17 protein-coding genes are annotated in these 18,005 nt (G+C 66.2%); 8 read left to right on the top strand and 9 right to left on the bottom strand.

What is annotated here, in order from left to right; all coding sequences use genetic code 11:
- Nucleotides 1-168: 168 nt before the first annotated feature.
- The 3 genes from ACQR07_RS06895 to ACQR07_RS06885 are packed head-to-tail and all read left to right on the top strand — an operon-like array spanning nt 169 to nt 2,825.
- Nucleotides 169-1,182, top strand: coding sequence for an ABC transporter substrate-binding protein (locus tag ACQR07_RS06895; protein ID WP_434901552.1), 1,014 nt, complete (start codon nt 169-171; stop codon nt 1,180-1,182).
- Between the two features lie 3 nt (nt 1,183-1,185).
- Complete coding sequence (locus ACQR07_RS06890; RefSeq protein WP_434901551.1) at nt 1,186-1,902, top strand: NUDIX hydrolase; 717 nt, start codon at nt 1,186-1,188, stop codon at nt 1,900-1,902.
- Nucleotides 1,899-2,825 (top strand): polyphosphate kinase 2 family protein, encoded by a 927-nt coding sequence (locus ACQR07_RS06885; RefSeq protein WP_434901550.1) that lies wholly within the window; start codon nt 1,899-1,901, stop codon nt 2,823-2,825. The genes ACQR07_RS06890 and ACQR07_RS06885 overlap by 4 nt, the downstream gene beginning before the upstream one ends.
- 309 nt (nt 2,826-3,134) lie before the next feature.
- Here ACQR07_RS06885 and ACQR07_RS06880 read toward each other — a convergent pair whose 3' ends face one another.
- Complete coding sequence (locus tag ACQR07_RS06880; protein ID WP_434901549.1) at nt 3,135-5,897, bottom strand: EAL domain-containing protein; 2,763 nt, start codon at nt 5,895-5,897, stop codon at nt 3,135-3,137.
- 149 nt (nt 5,898-6,046) lie between these two features.
- Nucleotides 6,047-7,246, bottom strand: coding sequence for a FecR family protein (locus ACQR07_RS06875; RefSeq protein ID WP_434901548.1), 1,200 nt, complete (start codon nt 7,244-7,246; stop codon nt 6,047-6,049).
- A 126-nt stretch (nt 7,247-7,372) separates the two neighbouring features.
- On the opposite strand from ACQR07_RS06875, the gene ACQR07_RS06870 reads away from it, so the two are divergent.
- Nucleotides 7,373-9,166 carry a ShlB/FhaC/HecB family hemolysin secretion/activation protein gene (locus ACQR07_RS06870; protein WP_434901547.1) on the top strand — a complete coding sequence of 598 codons (1,794 nt, stop codon included), beginning with the start codon at nt 7,373-7,375 and terminating at the stop codon, nt 9,164-9,166.
- Between the two features lie 6 nt (nt 9,167-9,172).
- On the opposite strand, the gene ACQR07_RS06865 is transcribed toward ACQR07_RS06870, so the two are convergent.
- Nucleotides 9,173-10,420, bottom strand: coding sequence for a multidrug effflux MFS transporter (locus ACQR07_RS06865; protein ID WP_434901546.1), 1,248 nt, complete (start codon nt 10,418-10,420; stop codon nt 9,173-9,175).
- 193 nt (nt 10,421-10,613) lie between these two features.
- Here ACQR07_RS06865 and ACQR07_RS06860 point away from each other — a divergent pair, with 193 nt between their 5' ends.
- Nucleotides 10,614-11,240 (top strand): CAP domain-containing protein, encoded by a 627-nt coding sequence (locus ACQR07_RS06860; RefSeq protein ID WP_434901545.1) that lies wholly within the window; start codon nt 10,614-10,616, stop codon nt 11,238-11,240.
- Nucleotides 11,241-11,250: 10 nt separating this feature from the next.
- On the opposite strand, the gene ACQR07_RS06855 is transcribed toward ACQR07_RS06860, so the two are convergent.
- Entirely contained in the window at nt 11,251-11,976 is a 726-nt protein-coding gene (locus ACQR07_RS06855) for a Crp/Fnr family transcriptional regulator (RefSeq protein ID WP_434901544.1), read from the bottom strand.
- A gap of 120 nt (nt 11,977-12,096) precedes the next feature.
- Between ACQR07_RS06855 and ACQR07_RS06850 the strand changes: the two genes are divergently transcribed.
- Nucleotides 12,097-12,330, top strand: coding sequence for a hypothetical protein (locus ACQR07_RS06850; protein ID WP_434901543.1), 234 nt, complete (start codon nt 12,097-12,099; stop codon nt 12,328-12,330).
- Here the strand turns inward: ACQR07_RS06850 and ACQR07_RS06845 are convergent.
- Nucleotides 12,327-12,935 carry a TetR/AcrR family transcriptional regulator gene (locus tag ACQR07_RS06845; protein ID WP_434901542.1) on the bottom strand — a complete coding sequence of 203 codons (609 nt, stop codon included), beginning with the start codon at nt 12,933-12,935 and terminating at the stop codon, nt 12,327-12,329. The genes ACQR07_RS06850 and ACQR07_RS06845 overlap by 4 nt on opposite strands.
- Nucleotides 12,936-13,111: 176 nt before the next feature.
- Between ACQR07_RS06845 and ACQR07_RS06840 the strand changes: the two genes are divergently transcribed.
- Both ACQR07_RS06840 and ACQR07_RS06835 read left to right on the top strand, forming a co-directional pair.
- Nucleotides 13,112-13,402, top strand: a complete 291-nt coding sequence (locus ACQR07_RS06840) for a hypothetical protein (protein WP_434868897.1) — start codon at nt 13,112-13,114, stop codon at nt 13,400-13,402.
- A gap of 131 nt (nt 13,403-13,533) precedes the next feature.
- Nucleotides 13,534-14,100, top strand: a complete 567-nt coding sequence (locus ACQR07_RS06835) for an HXXEE domain-containing protein (RefSeq protein ID WP_434901770.1) — start codon at nt 13,534-13,536, stop codon at nt 14,098-14,100.
- 22 nt (nt 14,101-14,122) lie between these two features.
- On the opposite strand, the gene ACQR07_RS06830 is transcribed toward ACQR07_RS06835, so the two are convergent.
- The 4 genes from ACQR07_RS06830 to ACQR07_RS06815 form a co-directional block, all read right to left on the bottom strand.
- A complete protein-coding gene (locus tag ACQR07_RS06830) occupies nt 14,123-15,682 on the bottom strand; it encodes a serine hydrolase domain-containing protein (protein ID WP_434901541.1) in 1,560 nt (519 codons plus the stop codon).
- Nucleotides 15,683-15,800: 118 nt separating this feature from the next.
- Nucleotides 15,801-16,094: a type II toxin-antitoxin system RelE/ParE family toxin gene (locus tag ACQR07_RS06825; RefSeq protein ID WP_434901540.1), complete on the bottom strand. Its 294-nt coding sequence runs from the start codon at nt 16,092-16,094 to the stop codon at nt 15,801-15,803.
- Nucleotides 16,091-16,336: a CopG family ribbon-helix-helix protein gene (locus ACQR07_RS06820; protein WP_434901539.1), complete on the bottom strand. Its 246-nt coding sequence runs from the start codon at nt 16,334-16,336 to the stop codon at nt 16,091-16,093. The genes ACQR07_RS06825 and ACQR07_RS06820 overlap by 4 nt, the downstream gene beginning before the upstream one ends.
- A 232-nt stretch (nt 16,337-16,568) precedes the next feature.
- Nucleotides 16,569-17,897 carry a serine hydrolase domain-containing protein gene (locus ACQR07_RS06815; protein ID WP_434901538.1) on the bottom strand — a complete coding sequence of 443 codons (1,329 nt, stop codon included), beginning with the start codon at nt 17,895-17,897 and terminating at the stop codon, nt 16,569-16,571.
- Between the last annotated feature and the right edge of the window lie 108 nt (nt 17,898-18,005).

Here is an 18,005-nt window from a genome sequence, read left to right as displayed (position 1 = left end):
CCATAACCCCAGGGAGTGGTTTGGGGCAGGCGGGACGACCAATCTTATCTAACCGCGACATCACGCGGTATGGGTCCCTGCGTTCGCAGGGACGACAGCGGAGTTTGGGGCGGCCTTCTCAATCAAATCGCTGACGCCTAATCTGATCGGAACGAACGGAGGAAACACATGAACAAGATCATCGGCCGGGTCACCGGCGCGCTGCTGGCGTTGACGCTGAGCACGGGGCTGGCGAGTGCGGCGACCAAGATCACGATCGCGGTCGGCGGCGGCGCATGTCTGTGCTACCTGCCGACGGTGCTCGCCAAGCAGCTCGGCGAATATGACAAGGCCGGGCTCGATGTCGAGCTGGTCGATCTCAAGGGCGGCTCGGATGCGCTGAAGGCCGTGCTCGGCGGCAGCGCCGACGTCGTCTCCGGCTATTTCGATCATTGCGTCAATCTCGCCGCCAAGAAGCAGGAGATGCAGTCCTTCGTCGTCTACGACCGCTATCCCGGCCTGGTGCTGGTGGTTGCGCCGTCGCACAACAAGGAGATCAGCTCGGTCAAGGATCTCGCCGGCAAGAAGGTCGGCGTCAGCGCGCCGGGCTCATCGACCGACTTCTTCCTGAAATACATGCTGAAGAAGAACGGCCTCGATCCCGCCGGCACCGCCGTGATCGGCGTTGGCCTCGGCGCGACCGCGGTCGCGGCGATGGAGCAGGGCCAGATCGACGCCGCCGTGATGCTCGATCCCTCGGTGACCGTGTTGCAGGGGACGCATCAGGACCTGAAGATCCTTGCTGACACGCGCACCCAGCACGACACGCTGGAGGTGTTCGGCGGCGAATACCCCGGCGGCGCGCTGTACTCCACCGCGGCCTGGATCGCCGGCCACGACAAGGAGACGCAGGCACTGACCAACGCCATCGTCGCCACGCTCGGCTGGATCCACGCGCATACGCCGGAGGAGATCATGGCCAAGATGCCGGAGGAACTCGTCGGCAAGGACAAGGCGCTCTATCTCGCGGCGCTGAAGAACACCATTCCGATGTACTCGCAGACCGGCAAGATGGATCCGAAGGGCGCGGATGCCGTGCTCGCCGTGTTCTCGACCGGTTCGCCCGACGTCGCCAAGGCCAATGTCGACGTCAGCAAGACCTTCACCAACAAGTTCGTCGAGCAGGCCAAGGCCACGAAATAGCGGATGGCCGACGTCGTCATCCACCGCGTCACCACGCTCGACCTCAAGGTCGAGCCGTGGGACTGGCCGTTCGCGCGAGAGCGCCGCGACGACATCGCGGCGCATTTCGCCGAGCACCAGCGCGAGAAGCCCGGCCTGTGGAACGGCCGCATCCTGCTCGGACGCGATGCCCGCTTCGACGGCGACCGGTTCGCGGCGCGCTACTTCGAGACCGATTTCGCCAGCCTGCTGGCGTGGCGCGACTGGGGCTTTCCCGACCGCACCGCCTTCAACGGCTTCGGCATGGGCGCGCTGCGCTCCGCCGACGGCGCCTTCGTGCTCGGCGAGATGGGGGCGCACACCGCCAATGCCGGCCGGCTGTATTTCCCGGCCGGCACGCCGGACCTCGATGATGTCAGAAATGGCATGCTCGATCTCGCTGCCAACGTCGCGCGCGAGGTCGAGGAGGAGACCGGGCTCACGCCGGCCGACTATCAGGCCGCGGCGCATTGGGACTGTGTCGTCACCGGCGCCTCGATTGCGCTGATGCGCGTGCTCGATGCGGCCGAGAGCGGTGATGTTCTGCAGCGCCGCATCGAGGCCAATCTCGCCGCGCAGAACGAGCCGGAACTCACGGGCATCCGGCTGGTTCGAAGTCGAGGCGACTTGACCGCGGCGATGCCGCGGTTCGTCACCGCGTTTCTCGAGACCCAGTTCAGCGAGGCAGGTCCATCCGCATGAGCAAGAAAGCGCGCACGCTCGCCAGCGAGCTCGATCCGTTCATCTCGCCGTTCCGGATCGATGGCGGCCACAAATTTCATCTCAAGTCGCACAAGACCAAGGTGAAGGGCGGCCTCGACAAAGAGCAGGGCGAAGCGATCATCGAGCAGAACCGCAAGCGGCTCGCCGACTTCCAGGAAAAGCTCTACGCCCAGGACCGCTGGTCGGTGCTGGTGCTGCTGCAGGGCATGGATGCCTCGGGCAAGGACAGCGCCATCAAGAGCATCTTCGAGGGCGTCAATCCGCAGGGCTGCGAGGTGACCTCGTTCAAGCAGCCGACCTCGAAGGAACTCGACCACGACTTCCTTTGGCGCAGCAATATCGCGCTGCCCGAGCGCGGCCGCATCGGCATCTTCAACCGCTCCTACTACGAGGAATGCCTGGTCACGCGGGTGCATCCGGAGATCCTCAAGGCCGAAAAGCTGCCGCCAAGGCTCGTCACCAAGAATATCTGGCGCGAGCGCTTCGAGGACATCGCCGCCTTCGAGCGCTACCTCACGCGCAACGGCACCGTGATCCTGAAGTTCTTCCTCAACATCTCCAAGGAGGAGCAGCGCGAGCGCTTCCTCGACCGGCTCGAGCAGCCGGCGAAGAACTGGAAGTTCTCGATGGGCGACGTCACCGAGCGCGCCAAATGGCACCGCTACCAGGCGGTCTACCAGGATATCGTGCGCCACACGTCGACGCCCTACGCGCCCTGGTGCGTCGTACCCGCCGATCACAAATGGTTTGCCCGCGTCGTCATCGGCTCGACCATCGTCGCGGCGCTGGAAAACCTCGACCTGCATTTCCCCCGCGTCGATCCCGACGCGCGCGAGGAGTTCAAGTCCGTCCGCAAGGCGCTGGAGAACGAAGGCAAGGGCGAGAAGAAGGGGCAGGAGTAGGACTGTCGAGAGCGATGCAGCCTACAACGGCATCGCGCGTCGCGCGGCTGGACGTCGCCGTGACTGCACCGCTTGCATAGCAAGCCCGCGCGTCAACCTCCGCTGTCGTCCTGGACAAGCGTGCGGCACGCACGCGCAGATCCGGGACCCATAACCCCAGGGAGATGTTCGGGGCACGATGGCCGCTCCATCCCGCCCAGCCACGACCGTCACGGCAGCGCCCGCCGCCGCTTGCGCGTCGCCGGACTTGCCCGGGACGACACCGCATAAGAGGTGAGAGCTGCGGCTCACACGAATTGCGGTGTCACCTCACGCCGCGCCGGCCTGCCGTGTCTCATCCACACGCAGGAACCGCTGCGCGAACTCCGCTGCCGGCATCGGCTTGCCGAAGTGATAGCCCTGGCCGTGCTCGCAGCCGAGGCGGAGCAGGAACTCGGCGGTGGCCTGGTTCTCGATGCCCTCGGCGATGACGGACAGGCCGAGCTGCTTGCTGAGGCTCACCGTCGAACCGACGATGGCGGCGTCGTCGGACTGGGTCAGCACGTCGAAGACGAAGGAGCGATCGATCTTGAGACCGTCGAGCGGGAACTTCTTGAGGTAGCTGAGGCTCGCATAACCGGTGCCGAAATCGTCGAACACCAGGCTGACGCCGAGCGCCTGCAGCCGGTTGAAGGTCTGCAGCACGCGGGCCTCGTCATGCAGCAGGATGTCCTCGGTGACTTCGAGCTCGAGCAGACCAGGCGTCAGTCCGGTTGCGTCGAGAAGCTTGGCGACGAACGCCGCGAGGTCGCCCGACTGGACCTGGGATGGCGCGAGGTTCACGCCGACGCGGATTTCGTGGCCGGCGAGCTGCCAATCCCGCGCTTGCCGGCAGGCCGTCGTCATGACCCAGGTGGCGACCGCTTCCGACAGCGGCGAGCTGTTGACGACCGGAATGAAATCATTCGGCGGCACGAGGCCGCGCGTCGGGTGGCGCCAGCGGATCAGCGCCTCGGCGCCGATCACCTGGCCACTCAGCAATTCGACCTGCGGCTGGTAGAACAGCTCGAACTCCTGCCGCTCGACGGCGAGCGCAAGCTCCTCCTCCAGGGTCAGTCGCTGCTCGAGCTCCTGCCGGATCGTGGGCTCGAAGACCAGATGGCTGCCGCGCCGGTCCGTCTTGGTGCGACACAAAGCGAGGTGAGCGTTGCTGAGCAGTTCGTCGGCGGTCTGGCCGGCGTCTGGATGCACCGCGACACCGAGGCTGATCCTGACGCGCTGGCGGCGCGCGCCGGTCTCCAGCGGAGCGTCGAACAGGCCCGAGATGTGCTCGGCGAGTTCGCTCACCGTGCCGCCGATGGCGGAGCAGGGAATGGCAACCGCAAACTCGTCGCCGCTGAGCCGGGCCACGCGGCCTTCGCTGCCGATCTCCGCCCGAAGCCGGTCGGCCGCCGCGCGCAGCACGCTGTCGCCATAGGCGTGGCCGAGCATGTCGTTGATGTGCTGAAACGCGTCAAGGCCGATCACCAGCAGCACGACGCGGTCGGATGCGGCGTCGGCGCGCGCGATCATGGACGCGAGCTCGCTCTGCAGCGTGTGGCGGTTGATCAGTGTGGTGAGCGTGTCGTGCTCGGCCAGATAACGGATCCGCTCGGCTTCGCGCTTGCGCAGCGAGATGTCGCGCACGATCACGCCATATTGCAGGCCGTCCGGGCCCTGCCACGCCGAAAAGCTCGCCTCCGCCGGAAACACCTCGCCATCCTTGCGGCGGCCGTCGAACTCCATCGTGGCGCCGCCTGGCAGCAGGGTCGCCGGTAGCGCCGCCTCGGATTGCGGAAACAGCGCGTCGGCATCGGCGCCGTCATCGAGCAGCGAGGCGAATGGCCGGCCGATGATCTCATCCTCGCCATAACCGAAAATCGCCACGGCGCCTGGATTCCAGACGGTGATGCGCTTGTCCTGGTCGGTGCACACCAGCCCATCACCGATCGACATCGCGATCCGCTCGAAGCGGCTCTCGGCGACATTGCGCAGCAGGCCGCGGAAATCGATCTCGTCGAGGGCCGTTGCGATGAGGTAGGCGACGAGCGCGATTTGCAGCAGCGAGGTGTCGAGCACCAGCGCGAAGCGATCGTGAAGCACCAGTGCGGCGACCTCGACGCCGATGCTGATCATGGCGATCAACAGGGCACGCCGCGCCGCGGACAGATGCGGCCAGCTCGCCAGCATCAGCACCACGATCAGCAACAGGCCCGCCACAGTGGCCGCGGTCGATGTCGTGACCAGGGTGCGATGTTGGATGATCGATTCGGCCGCCAGCGTCTGCAGCACGACGCCGGGCAGCACGCGGCCATTCGGCACGCTGTAATAGTCACCGAGCTCGATCGCGGTCGCCCCGACGATCACCCGCTTGTTCCTGAGCTGCGCCAGCGCCGTCTCGTCGCCGCGGAGCACGTCGACATAGGAGACTTTCGGCAGCGATGACGGATCGATGCCGTAGTCGATCAGGAACGAACTGTCCTTGACGGCATCGCTACCGGCAAGAAACGCTCCCATGGATTGCAGGAATGTCTTGCCGCTGCCAGCGTCGCAATATTCGCCGAAGGCGTAGCTCCTGACACGGCCGTCGCGCGCCACCTCGATGTTGACCAAGGCCGACCACGCCAGCTGTTCGAATTCCCGCAGCGGCCGGTTGACATGAATGACTGTCTCTTTGCCGGCGACGCTGAGCTGCTTGAAGGCTGGCAGCACGACCGAGCCGTTGGCACTCTGCAGCGCATTCGCGAACGCCTGGTCCGCAGCAGGAACGGACGGCGCGCTGAAATCGACGTCGAAGGCGACGTCATGCACACCGGCGCGCTGCAGCTGATCCAGCAGCCTCGCGTGAGTCGTGCGGTGCCAGGGCCAAGCGCCGATCGCCTCGATCGAACGCGGGTCGATGGTCACGACCGCGATCTCGCCGCTGGCCGGACGTCCATCGAGACGGAAGCGCAGATCGATCAGCGCATGGCCGAGCAGCTCGTAGCTGCCCGACAGGCCGACGGTCAGCAGCGCCACCACCACCAGAATATGCGGCATGAACCGCCTGAGCATGCCCCCTCCCGATCGTCCGCGGACCGGCTTGTCGCCTGGCGTCCGTGATCCCGGATTCACCCTCTCGTCCCCATCTGTCGGCAATCATCCGCCCCGACAGCCAGCGCTTGCATCATCGCAACGGCGCCGCGTGCCATCGCGGCCTCGCATCAGTTCTTGCCACGCCCATTGCCATGGCCGCGCCCGTGGCCGCTGCTTTCGTCGTCGCCGCTGTTGCCTTTGCCGCTGTTTCCGTTGCCGCTATTTCCGTTGCCGTTGCCGTTGTTCCCATTGCCATTGCCGTTGCCGCTGTTGCCGTTCCCGGCGACAGCGACGCCGGAATTGCCGCTTGCGTTGGCGGATGCCGATGGCGACCCGACGGCGGCAGTCACGGCGGCCGCAACCGACGAATCTCCAGATGAACCGCCGGCGGCGGCATTGCCCGATGCGTTGCCGCTGTTGCCGCGCGCATCACTTCCGCCATTGCTTCGCCCGCTGCCGATGGTGGCCGTCTGGGGACCATGGGCCAGGCCGCGCGTCGCCTTCTGGATGTTCAGATTGACCTCGCCGATCGAGCTCGAGATCCTGATGACGTTGGGCTTGGCTCCAACCGATGTGGCAGCCGAATGTTGGTGCAAGGGAGCAGTCGTGTTCGTTCGCGCTGCGGGCGTATTGCCGTTGAGCGCGTGGATCACGCTGCCCTTGGCTTCACGCGGCGCATGCAGGCCGTCGCGCGGCACCTGAACGCGATCGATCGTCGGCGCCCGCGGACGGCCCTGCTCGATCGGGCTGAAGGTGCCGGAGCCGGACAGGCTGAGGCCGGACCGGCCAGCGGCGAAGGCCGTTGCGGCCTGGCCCGGCATGACCTGGGCGATCTGTCCGGTCTTGAAGTCGGAGACCTGCACTTGGCCGCGGCTGACCTCGACCTTGGTGTTGCGGCCGGAGATCGTGACGCTGAACTGGGTTCCCTTGACGACGGCGGCGAGATAGGGCGTCTCGACCTCGAAATGCTGGACGTTGCGCTTCTCGACGTCGAGCAGGATCGAGCCGGCGCGCTGCAGGATGGTCGTGGCCATGCCGTCCTTCGGCGCGGCCGGCAGGCCGACCTCCGAGTTCGGCGCGATCACCATCGTTTCGGCCCCGCGGGTCAGCCGCACGCGCCCGTTCGGACCGGTGCGGATCGTGTCGCCCGGCTTCAATGCATCCTCGCGCCCCAGCGAGACCTGCACGGCCCCCTTGGTGGATACCCAGACCTCACCGGACGATTTGCTCACCAGCCACGGCTCGCCATCAGCCGCGATCGCAGCGGGCGTTGCTCCGAAACAGCATGCGGCGACCAAGGCCGACAACAGGAATCGCTTGGATGACATGAGGCTACTCGCGGGTTGTCACTTCCCGAAAGTAGACAAAATGTTTCAAGAGAGCCTTATGAGTTGTAGCTAGGTTTTTCTCCCGTATTTACGCTTCATTGACCTTAACAAATTAAGAACGACAGCATGGGTCGCTGTTGTGTCAGGAGCGTCGGGACTACTACGGATCGGCGCACGACAGCCGTCGGGCGATCCGCATTGCACCTATTTGGTGGATACGCGACCTCGAGCGTCACCCTGATCGCAGCGTTGCTTGCGAGCAGCGTGCAGGCGCAGCAGGTCACTCAGCCGAGCTTCGATCCCCGGCAGACCGAGAGATTCTTCGACGACCAGTCCCGCTCCGCGCAGCCGCTGCCGCCGCGCCCGCGCGCGCCGCAATTCGCTACCCAAGGCGGCGGTGATCGTAAACCTTTGTTTACCCTTCGCGGCGTTGCGCTGACCGGTGCTACGGCGCTCACGGCCGAGCAGCTCGCTACGGCCTATCAGCCTTTTCTCGGCAAGCCTGTCTCGCAGGCCGACCTCGCCGCGATCGCGGCCGCCATCAGCGATCAGTATCGCGCCGCAGGTTTTCATCTCAGTCGCGCGATCGTCCCGCCGCAGGACATCAGCAATGGCGTCGTGCGGATCCAGGTGCTCGAAGGCAGCATCACCGAGGTGAGCCTGAAAGGCGAGGGGGCGGAGGAGTTCGGCATCCGTCCGATGCTCGGCCCCGTGCTCGCCGAGCAGCCGTCGCGGCTGGCGACGCTCGAACGGCAGCTGCTGCTGATCGGCAGCCGCGGCGGTGTGCGGCTCGCCGATTCCTCGCTGGAGGAGATCGGCGGCACCACCGGCCGGTTTCGTCTGGTGCTCGAGCTCAAGACCTGGCACGTCTATGGCTTCGCAGGTGTCGATAATTTTGGATCCTCGACCGTCGGACCTTGGCAGAGCTACGCCACGGCAGCGTTCAATTCCTATCTGCTGCCTGGTGACACGCTCACCGCCAACATGTCGACGACTCCCGGCGATCCGCGTCAGCTCGCCTTCGGGCGGTTGTCCTATGATGTTCCCGTCGGCACGGACGGCGCCCAGATCGGCGCATCCGCGTTGTACAGCGAGGTGCGGCCCGGCGACTTCAGGCGTCTGTTCCTCGACCGAACCGTGACCGAGACGTTCGAGCTGCGCGGCAGCATTGCGCCGGTGCAGTCGCAGCTCGCCTCGCTGAAGCTGACGCTCGCGGCTGCGTTCAGCGACGCGACCGAGCGCGACATGTTCGGTCTCTGGTATCGCGATCACATCCGGACGCTGACCTTCACCGGCGACTATCACTGGAAGGACGATGTTGGCGGCGACAGCTATCTGACGCTGGCCTACCGGCAGGGCCTGAACGCATTCGGCGCGGCGCGGGAGAATGATCCGCTGGCCTCGCGCGCCGGCGCCTCGCCGAGCTTCTCCGTCCTCAACGGCTGGTTCGCACGCTACCAGACGCTGTCCGAGGCGTGGTCGCTGAAGCTGGCGGCCGCCGGGCAGCTCGCCTCCGGCCGGCTGTACAATTCGCAGCAGTTCTATCTCGGCGGGCTGTCCTATGGCCGCGGCTATGGCAGCGCCGAGGTCAGCGGCGACAATGGCGTTGCGGGCACGTTCGAGGTCCGCTTCGATCAGAAGCCGAACTGGACCTATCTGAAGAGCTATCAGCTCTACAGCTTCTTCGACGCAGGGCTGGCCTGGAACGATGGCTTTCGGCCGTCCGACGGCGTGGCGCTGACCTCGGCGGGGGCTGGCGTGCGCTTCACCTTCCCGAACGACTGGCGCGCCGATCTCGGCGTCGCCGTGCCGCTCGGCTATCGCGCGCCCGACAACACCACGCGCGGCGCGCGGCTGATGCTGTCACTGTCGAGCGTCCTGAAGCTGTGCCCGCAGCGTGGCCAGGGGCCGTGCATCTAGGGCCTGTCAGACCGGCTTGGCCGAACCGCGGAACAGCCGGCCCTTCTCGGTGATCAGCACGACGACCAGCGCGCTCGCGGTGCAGGCCAGGAAGCCGGTGGCGAATGGCAGCGGCGTGCCGTCGAAGGCCTGGCCGACGACCGCGCCCGCGGCCATGCCGAGCAGGGTGGTGATCGAGCCGTAGAGCGAGGACGCGGTGCCGGCGTTGGCGCGCTGCGGCTCCATCGCGAGCGCGGTGAAGTTCGCGAACATCAGGCCGAACGAGAACATCATCCCGGCTGACAGCACCATGAACAGCCACAGCGGCAGCGTGCCGAGCAGGGCCGCGGTGAAGCAGACCAGCGCGATCGCGACGCTGCCGATCAGCGCGCCATGCGAGATCGCGCGCATGCCGAGGCGGCCGACCAGGCGGGCATTGAGAAAGCCGGCGACCGCGATGGTCACGGCGATCGCCGCGAAGGCGAGCGGGAAGTAGTGGCCGAGATGATAGACGCCGGTGAACAGCTGCTGCGACGACAGAACGTAGCCGAGCACGGCGCCGAAGATGCCGCTGGCGGCGAGCGCATAGCCGAGCGTCTGGCGGTTGGTCAGCGTGCGGCGGAACGCAGCGCTGATCTCGGCGACCGAGAACGGCTTGCGCTCGGCTTCCGGCAGCGTTTCCGGCAGCCGCGCCGCGGTCCACAGCAGGGCGACGACGCCGTACAGGGTCAGCACGACGAAGATGCCGCGCCATTGCGTCAGCAGCATCACCGCCTGGCCGAACGACGGCGCGATCACGGGGACGGCGATGAACACCATCATCGCCAAGGAGACCACGCTCGCCATGCGGCGGCCGGCGTAGCAATCACGCACGATCGAGGTCGCGATCACGCGCGTCGCGGCGGTGCCGAGGCCCTCCAGCGCACGCGCCAGCAGCAGCATCTCGAACGACGGCGCGGCGATCGCGAACACGCTGGCTGCCGCATACACCACCATGCCGCCGATCAGCACCGGGCGGCGGCCGTAGCTGTCCGACAACGGACCGATGGCGAACTGGCCGAGGCCGAAGCCGATCACGAACGCCGACAGCACGGTCTGCAGGCGGTTGGCGACGTCGATGTGGAACGCGGCGCCGATGTTCGGCAGCGCCGGCAGCATCATGTCCATGGCGAGCGGATTCAGCGCCATGATCGCAGCGATCACGATGACGAATTCGGTGAAGCCCATCGGCCGGTGGCGGACGATCTCGATGTTGTCGGCACTGGTATCGGTCAAGACGCGGGCCTTCCGTGGGGAGCAGTTGGGCAGCTCTATGTATCCGACTTGTTGCGTCGCACAATGTCCGTTTCGGAATGGCTGCTCGGCAGCTCACTTGGCGCAATCGTGACCAGGCGTGAGCTGGCGAAAATTGCGCCGGCGGACAGCGGATGGTAACGCGCGCGTGATGGTTGGACGGATTTCCTCGCGCATGAAACTGCTCGTTAGCCATGAAGGGCATGGGCCTGTGGCCCTTCGTCTCGTCCGCGCGGTGCTGCTCGCATTGGTCGTGGCGATCGCGCCGCAGGCCGCGACCGCCCAGGATGCCGCGCCGGCCGAGCAGATCTCGGCGTTCCGGCTCAAGCATGGGGAGGGCCGCGTCACCCGGGATGCGACCCTCGACCGCATCGCGATGGAGCAGGCGCGGGCGATGGCCGACAAGGACGATCTCAGCCACGAGGTGCTCGGCCCGTTCACGCGCCGCGTCGCGCCCTCGAACGCCGGCCGTGCCGCCGAGAACATCGCCTATGGCTACGACAATTTCGACAAGACGCTCGGGCAGTGGATCAACTCCGCCGGCCATCGCAAGAACCTGCTGCTGCCGAAGGCGACCAAGGTCGGCATCGCCAGCGCCAGGACCGCCAGCGGCAAGCGCACCTATTGGGCGATGGTGATCGCGGGCGACTACGACAAGCCGAAGGGCAGTCCGAAGAGCAAGGGCAAGCCGGTCGTGGCGCAGGCGAAGTCCGAGGCGAAACAGGGGACGCGCTGGGGCGCCAAGCCGCCGGCCACCAAGGACTGCCATCTCAGCATCAAGGTGATCGGCCTGTGCATCTGAGCCTTGCGCCTCAGCGCGGCTGTTTCTTCAGGTGCAGATAGCCCGGGTCGAACTCACCCAAGGCGCACAGCCGCGACCAATTGTGCACGGAGAGCGTGCCCGAGCGGAAATCCGCCGCGCGGCTGGCGCGCAGCTCGAGCAGGGTGCGGTTGACGGTCGCGATCGACATTCCCAGGGTTTCGCCGAGCTGGATCAGGCTGACCGGCAGCTGCAGCTGACCGTCGCGGACGTGGCCGAGCGCGCGGGCGCGGTAGAACAGCTCGCAGAACAGATGCGCCATCCGCGCCGGCTTGCGCCGCGCGCTGTTGTTGGTGATGGCCTCGCGAAAGATCGCAGCGTCGATCAGCGTCTCGCGCCAGATCGCAAATCCAAGCGCCGGCCGCCGGCTGATCGCGCGGGTCATTTCCTTGTGGGCGATGCCGGCGACCAGAGCCTCGCCGATCGCGCACACCGCGTGGTCCATGCGGTCGAGAAACAGCGCCTGCGCATCCGGCCAGTCGCCGGCCATGTGGAACGAGAGATATTGCCGGCTGCCGCCGGGCAGCAGATGATAACGCGCGACCCAGCCCGACATCACCACGACGGACTTGTCCGGCTCGTCGCCCTGCCGGATCAGGTCCTCCTGGTCGGCAAGCTCGCGCGGCGCAAAGTTGAAGTTCCTGATCTCGGTAATATCGTCGGCCGAGAGGCGGGAATGTTCCTTGAGCTTGTTGATGACGATCTTGTCGACATCCATGCGAAATCTGATCCTCTCTCCCTATCAAATGAGACGACGCGGACCGCGGTTCCTACTAAAGTCGGGATGGTATCAAGGGTACGTCAGCGAACAGCCGGTCACCGCATCGGGAGAACAGCCGTGCCGCACATCGCGTTCCTTGACCGGCTTCGCCGCTTGCTCGGCGGCTCCGGCCCGCAGATCGAGAGCATCGCCGCGGCGCTGAGCGATGGCCGCCTCCGCCCGCCGGTCCAGCCGATGTCCGATCATGAGCTGGCGCGCGCGATCCGCGAGTTCCAGAGCCGGCCGCCGTCGGAGGCGACGCTGAGACAGCTCGCGCAGCGGCTCGGCGAGACCGAGCGCAAGCCGCATTAGCAGGGTGAGGGCGCGGGATCCGCTTCGAGCAGGAACAGCACCAGGCGCACCAGTTCGTCCTCCAGCTCCGTCGTCGCGACCAGACGATGCTCGCGCATCACGGCAGCCCGGATCGGGCTGAGGGCTGAGCGGATCAGGATGTAGCGGCGCGCCGGCGGCAGCGCCTCGGCGTCGAGTCCGACGGCCTCGATCAGCCGGTCGGTCATGCGGTCCACCATGTCGTGCAGCGCGCGCTGCAGCTCGACGTCATTGCCCAACAGCACCAGCAGTTGGCGGCGCACGCCGTGGCGTCCGGCAAACGGCGCGAAGCCCTGACGCACCGCCGCGCGCACGATCGCTTCGCGCCCGAGCCCGCGATGGGCGGCCAGGGTGTCGGTGAACTGCGCCTCCTGGCGGGCGAACTCGCGCAGCGCCAGCGCGCGCAACAGCGAGGTCTTGTCCTTGAAGTAGCTGTACAGCGTGCCGATCGAGAAGCCCGCGCGCTCCGCGATCGCGTTGGTGTTCAGCCCCTTGCCGCCATCCCTGTGCAGAAGTTGAGCGGTCGCCTCGAACAGCACGTCCAGGGTCTGCCGGGTGCGCTTCTGCACCGGAGTTTTTCGAAGCATTTCAGGAGCTTCCTGCATCGGTCTGGTCCGGTCTCGCGGCTTTCGGAAATCGAGTAGGCGTTGGACGGCGGGCGAGTTAGATCAGAGCCCGTTCGCAGGGCGGCCGGTGTTGGATGAGTTGGAGCCGAGCCTGCGTGCACCAGACTGAACCGCATTTGAACGAAGGACCGATTGCCATGCTGCGCGTCGTATTTCCGTTTGTGACCCTCATCGCCGTCTCCCAATGTCTGCTGTCGCAGAGCGCGTTTGCCGGCAACCGCGCCGCAGCGGACAGCTGCGCCGCCAAGCTGTCGCCGGTGGCGAAGCAGATCTACGACGTCACCGCGCCGGCGATCGGCCCGGACAGCGTCGTCAAGGACGTGATCGTCGACCGCGTCCGGCCGCTGGTCGTGGCCGGCAAGTTCGATCGCGACACGGCGCGCACCAATGCGACGCCGGCCGGCGAGTGCCTGGTGCTGCTGAAGTGAGTCGCGCGGCGCCGCGCCGGGTTGCACGCTGCGGCCTGACATAAGGTCGCAGCCGCTCCGGCGCGGCGCACGTGCGCCGCCCCGGGGGAATCCGGCTTGGCAAGGTCCGCCGACTCGCGCATCACTGCATGATGCTCGACCTCCTCGCCCGCCATTGGGTTGCCGGCGCCGTGTTCATGGCGGCAGCGCTGCTGGCGCTGGTGCCGCTGCTGGCGGCCGAGTGGCCGCTCGCAATGCTGCTGATCTTCCTGCATTCGCCGGGCTACATGATCCACCAGGTCGAGGAGCACAGCGGCGACCGCTTCCGCAAGTTCGTCAACGACGTGATGTTCGGCGGCCGCGAGGCGCTGACCACCGTCGACGTGCTCTGGGTCAATTGCGGCGCGGTGTGGGGCATCGATCTCATCGCGCTCTACGTCGCCTGGATCGCCGGACCCGGGTGGGCGCTGGTTGCGCCCTATCTGATGCTGGTGAACGCGCTCGGTCACATCGGTCCGGCGCTGCGTTTTCGCGGCTACAATCCGGGCCTCGCCAGCGGCGTCGTGCTGTTCATTCCGCTCGGGCTGGCGACGGTGCTGACCATCCCCGCGACGGCGGCCCAGCATGCCCTGGGCTTCGGCCTGTCGCTGCTGCTGCATATCATCATCGCCGCCAACGCCGTGCGCCGCGCCCGCGGCGCTGCGCCGGCAAAGGCGTAGTCATCAGCAGCGCGAACTCCCGCTAATTCAAGGCTTGGCCCTCGACCGCCAGCTCCTTGCCGTAGCGGCCCTTCGTCCTGAACGTCACCTTGTCGCCGTCGAAGCTGAGCCGCCAGTTGCGCTCCTCGCCCTGGCCGATGAACTGCACGTCGATCGCGAAGGTGGTGGCGTCGGTCCAGCTGCCCTTCATCGCCCGATAAGCGTAGGGCTGCCAGGGATGCGGTGGCGTGGTCTTGCGATACGAGCCGTCGAGGCCGATCGGATTCTGCAGATGAAGGGTGCGGCCGCCCGGGCCTTGCCCCGGCAGGTCCCATTCGACGTGCGGGTCGGAACCCGTGAGGTCGAGCTTGATCGCGCTCACGCCGAGCGGGCCGGGCGGGAAGCTGTAAGTCTTGCCCGAGATGGCCGCGGCAATGTCGGGCACGGCGCCGACTGCGTCCTTCTTCTCCGTGGCGGTGTCGCTGACGGCTGCGGCGAGCGCGGCCACGGCCTCCGGCGCGGCGGGCAGCGCGTCGTCCGATGTGACCGTGGCCGAAATCTCATTGGCGAGCTTGCGGAACGGACAGAAGTCGCGCGCGGTCATCACCGCGACGACGTCGCGGTCCGGCAGCACCATGACAACCTGGCAGTGATAGCCGACCGTCATGGCGACGTTTCGATCCGGCAGCGTCCAGAACTGGTTCGCGTAGCGCAGGCCTGGATCGAACGTCGAATTCATGCTGACGGTCGCGTGGTTGACGGCCTCGATCCAGTTGTCCGGCAGCAATTGCTGCTCGCCCCAGCGGCCTCGGCGCAGATAGAGGTAGCCGATCTTCGCCATGTCGCGCGGCTTCAGCGCCAGTCCGAAACCGCCGCCGGAGATCCCCTGCCGATCCTTGAACCAGGAATGATCGGCGATCCCCAGCGGCTTGAACAATCTCTCGGTGGCAAAATCCGCCGCGCTCTTTCCTGTCAGCCTGGTGACGATCGCGGACAGCAGATGCGAGCCGCCGCTATTGTAGTAGAACGTCTCGCCCGGCGCATGCGCCATCGGACGGTCGAGGATGTACTGCACCCAGTCCGCGCTCCGTGTCATCCCGACGATCGACGTCTCCGCGCCGCCATTATAGCCTTCGTCCCAGTCCAGGCCGGAGGTCATGTTGAGCAGATGCTGCACGGTGATCGCCTGCTTGCGCGCGTCGACGTTGTCGATCTTGCGATCCTTGAAGAAGTCCAGCACCGAGTGATCGAGGCTGTCGAGCACGCCGTCCTTGAGCAGGATCGCGATCAAGGTGGCGACGACTGCCTTGGTCGAGGAGTTGATGATGTGCAGCTCGTCGGTCTTGTACGGCGCATAGGAGGCGTCGAGGACGACGCGGCCGTGACGCGTGATCAGCAGACTGTCGAAGCGCATCGTCTTGCCGGCGGCGACGAGCTTTGTCAGCGCCGCGGAGTCCATACCTTCGGCCTCGGGCGCGGCGGTGGTCCAGTCGGCCTGGGGGAAGCGGGAGAGGCCGGCGTCCTCGGCCGAGGCCGCGCTGGTGAAGAGACCGGCGACCACAACGGCCGCGAAGAACAAGACGCCAATCCTGAGACGCACCATGCCGAACGTCCTCTGATGAACGAACCAATGATAGGGTATCAGAAGACCACAATCCATCGAAGATTGTGTGATGATCGCTCCACACGCGGCTAAAGCGGCGCGTGGCCACCGACGAGGTCTAGAGCTTGTCCGGCCATTTTTGAGCCGTGTGCATCACGGTCAGAACCTCGATCCCGGACTGCGTCAGACGATAGGGGACAATGTAAGGGACATCTGCGAGTACGAGTTCGCGAGTGCCGGTGACCCGGCCCGGACGTCCCATCTCGGGGCGCGCAGCAAGGGATTCGACGCGGAGAACGATACGGGCAACGACGCGTGCAGCTGCTCCCGGATTGTCTTTGGCGATGTACGAGCCGATCTCATCGAGGCGCTGCAGCGCCCTCCTTGTCCAGCGAATTTGCCGCTGGCTCATCCTCGTCCAGCTGGCTTCACGTATCTAGCAATCACCTGGGCGAGTTCAGCATCGCTGGCGAAATCTCCGCGCTCAGCTTCGGCCAGACCCGCCTCGATCTCGGCATGTTGCCAAGCTTCCCGATCGACGAATTCCTGGATCGCGTCCGCGGCAACTTCGGAACGCGGACGACCGAGCCTCTCGGCCAGTTCGTCGAGCTTTGCAGACGTCGCATCCGAGACGCGGACGGTGAAGGCGGCCATGGGTTGTCTCTCGATTTGCCAGGATTGTGTGTGAGACCGGCCTGCTGGTCAACGGCCCTGTCAGGATCGTTCGCGTGCTTCGCGCTCACGCCGCCACATCGGCATGCTCAGCCGCGGCGGTCCTTGTTGTCGTTGCCGCTCGATCTCGATTCAGCGGCCGTCCTGGCCGCGCTCGCGCGAGTTCTCGGTGTCGTCGCGGTGACTGGCGCGGGCGCGCTATCGGAGTTGCCTCCTATTCGGTCAACGCCTGATAGACGAGATTGCGCACCAGTGAGCGATAGTGCGGCGCCTGCGACGGCGGCACCTGTATCATCAGCACCGCGACCAGCTTCTCCTCCGGGTCGACCCAGAACGCGGTGCCGTAGAGCCCAGTCCAGTAGAACTCTCCCACCGATCCCGGCAGCGGGTTGCGTCCCGCCTGGGTGCGGATGGCGAAGCCGAGACCGAAGCTTTGGCCGTCCCCCGGCGTCGGCGCGATCGCCTGCGGATGGAAGCCCAGCAGGGTGACCTGGCTGAAGGCGATGCCGGGCGGCAGATGATCTGACGTCATGAAGGCAACCGTCTTGGCCGCGAGCAGATGCTTGCCGCTCCATTCGCCGCGATTGAGCAGCATCTGGGCGAACTCCGTGTAGTCCGCCGCTGTCGACACCATGCCACCGCCGCCCGACATCCAGTTCGGCTGCTTGGTCATGTCGGGCATCGGCGGCCGCTTGCCGGTCGCCGGGTCGATCTGCGGCTCGGCGATGCGTGCCGCCTTGTCCTCGGCGACGGAGAAGCCCGTCCCGCTCAGCGCCAGCGGCTTGCTGATGCGCTCGGCGATGAACTGATCCAGCCGCTGGCCCGAGACGACCTCGACGATGCGGCCGAGCACGTCGGTGGACATGCTGTAGTCCCAGGTCGTGCCCGGCTGCGCTGCGAGCGGCAGCTTCGACAGCTTGGTGATCAGGTCGGCCGATGTCTGGGCGGGATCGAACAGGTTGGCATTGTTGTAGGCCTGCTTGACCAGCGACTTGCCGAAGATGCCGTAAGTGAGGCCCGACGTGTGCCGCATCAGGTCCTGCACCGTCATCTCGCGGCGCGCCGGCTCCAAGATCAGCTCTGGCTGGCCCGTGCCTTGATTGATCTTCTCGACGCCGACCTGCAGGCCCTTGAACTCCGGCAGGTAGACCGAGACCGGATCGAGCAGCTGCAGCCGGCCTTCCTCGACCAGCATCATGGCGGCGACCGAGGTGAATGGCTTGCTCATCGAGGCAATACGGAAGATCGCGTCCAGCTTCATCGGCACCTGCTTCTCGCGGTCCTGGAAGCCGACGGCCTGGGCATAGGCCACCTTGCCCTTGCGCGCGATCATCACCACGGCGCCGGGGATCAGCCCCTTGTCGACATCGCCCTGGAACGCCTGGGTCAGGCGCTGCAGCCGTTCGGACGACAGTCCGACGCTCTCGGGCTGGTTGGCTTTGGGCAGGCCTTCGGCGAAGGCCGGGATGGTGAGGCTGACGGCCAGCAGCAACGATGACAGCGTGGCGCACCACGGCCTTTGCATCTGCAGAGACGGTCGCATGGCTCCTCCCTCTGGTGATGTTGGACAGTCGGCGCAGCCTGCGCGTGCAGAAGCCATTAGTGATTGATTTGGGTCAATCGCAACCCGCCGGCGGCAAGGCGGGGCGTA

Source organism: Bradyrhizobium sp. HKCCYLS20291 (genome assembly GCF_051167715.1).
Taxonomy (GTDB): Bacteria; Pseudomonadota; Alphaproteobacteria; order Rhizobiales; family Xanthobacteraceae; genus Bradyrhizobium.
This window is presented reverse-complemented; position numbering and strand designations above follow the sequence as displayed.

Bases quoted from the DNA above. Each gene is read 5' to 3' on its own strand.
- ACQR07_RS06895 (WP_434901552.1), top strand. From the start codon at position 169: ATGAACAAGATCATCGGCCGGGTCACCGGCGCGCTGCTGGCGTTGACG.
- ACQR07_RS06890 (WP_434901551.1), top strand. From the start codon at position 1,186: ATGGCCGACGTCGTCATCCACCGCGTCACCACGCTCGACCTCAAGGTC.
- ACQR07_RS06885 (WP_434901550.1), top strand. From the start codon at position 1,899: ATGAGCAAGAAAGCGCGCACGCTCGCCAGCGAGCTCGATCCGTTCATC.
- ACQR07_RS06880 (WP_434901549.1), bottom strand. From the start codon at position 5,897: ATGCTCAGGCGGTTCATGCCGCATATTCTGGTGGTGGTGGCGCTGCTG.
- ACQR07_RS06875 (WP_434901548.1), bottom strand. From the start codon at position 7,246: ATGTCATCCAAGCGATTCCTGTTGTCGGCCTTGGTCGCCGCATGCTGT.
- ACQR07_RS06870 (WP_434901547.1), top strand. From the start codon at position 7,373: ATGGGTCGCTGTTGTGTCAGGAGCGTCGGGACTACTACGGATCGGCGC.
- ACQR07_RS06860 (WP_434901545.1), top strand. From the start codon at position 10,614: ATGAAACTGCTCGTTAGCCATGAAGGGCATGGGCCTGTGGCCCTTCGT.
- ACQR07_RS06855 (WP_434901544.1), bottom strand. From the start codon at position 11,976: ATGGATGTCGACAAGATCGTCATCAACAAGCTCAAGGAACATTCCCGC.
- ACQR07_RS06845 (WP_434901542.1), bottom strand. From the start codon at position 12,935: ATGCTTCGAAAAACTCCGGTGCAGAAGCGCACCCGGCAGACCCTGGAC.
- ACQR07_RS06840 (WP_434868897.1), top strand. From the start codon at position 13,112: ATGCTGCGCGTCGTATTTCCGTTTGTGACCCTCATCGCCGTCTCCCAA.
- ACQR07_RS06835 (WP_434901770.1), top strand. From the start codon at position 13,534: ATGCTCGACCTCCTCGCCCGCCATTGGGTTGCCGGCGCCGTGTTCATG.
- ACQR07_RS06830 (WP_434901541.1), bottom strand. From the start codon at position 15,682: ATGGTGCGTCTCAGGATTGGCGTCTTGTTCTTCGCGGCCGTTGTGGTC.
- ACQR07_RS06825 (WP_434901540.1), bottom strand. From the start codon at position 16,094: ATGAGCCAGCGGCAAATTCGCTGGACAAGGAGGGCGCTGCAGCGCCTC.
- ACQR07_RS06820 (WP_434901539.1), bottom strand. From the start codon at position 16,336: ATGGCCGCCTTCACCGTCCGCGTCTCGGATGCGACGTCTGCAAAGCTC.
- ACQR07_RS06815 (WP_434901538.1), bottom strand. From the start codon at position 17,897: ATGCGACCGTCTCTGCAGATGCAAAGGCCGTGGTGCGCCACGCTGTCA.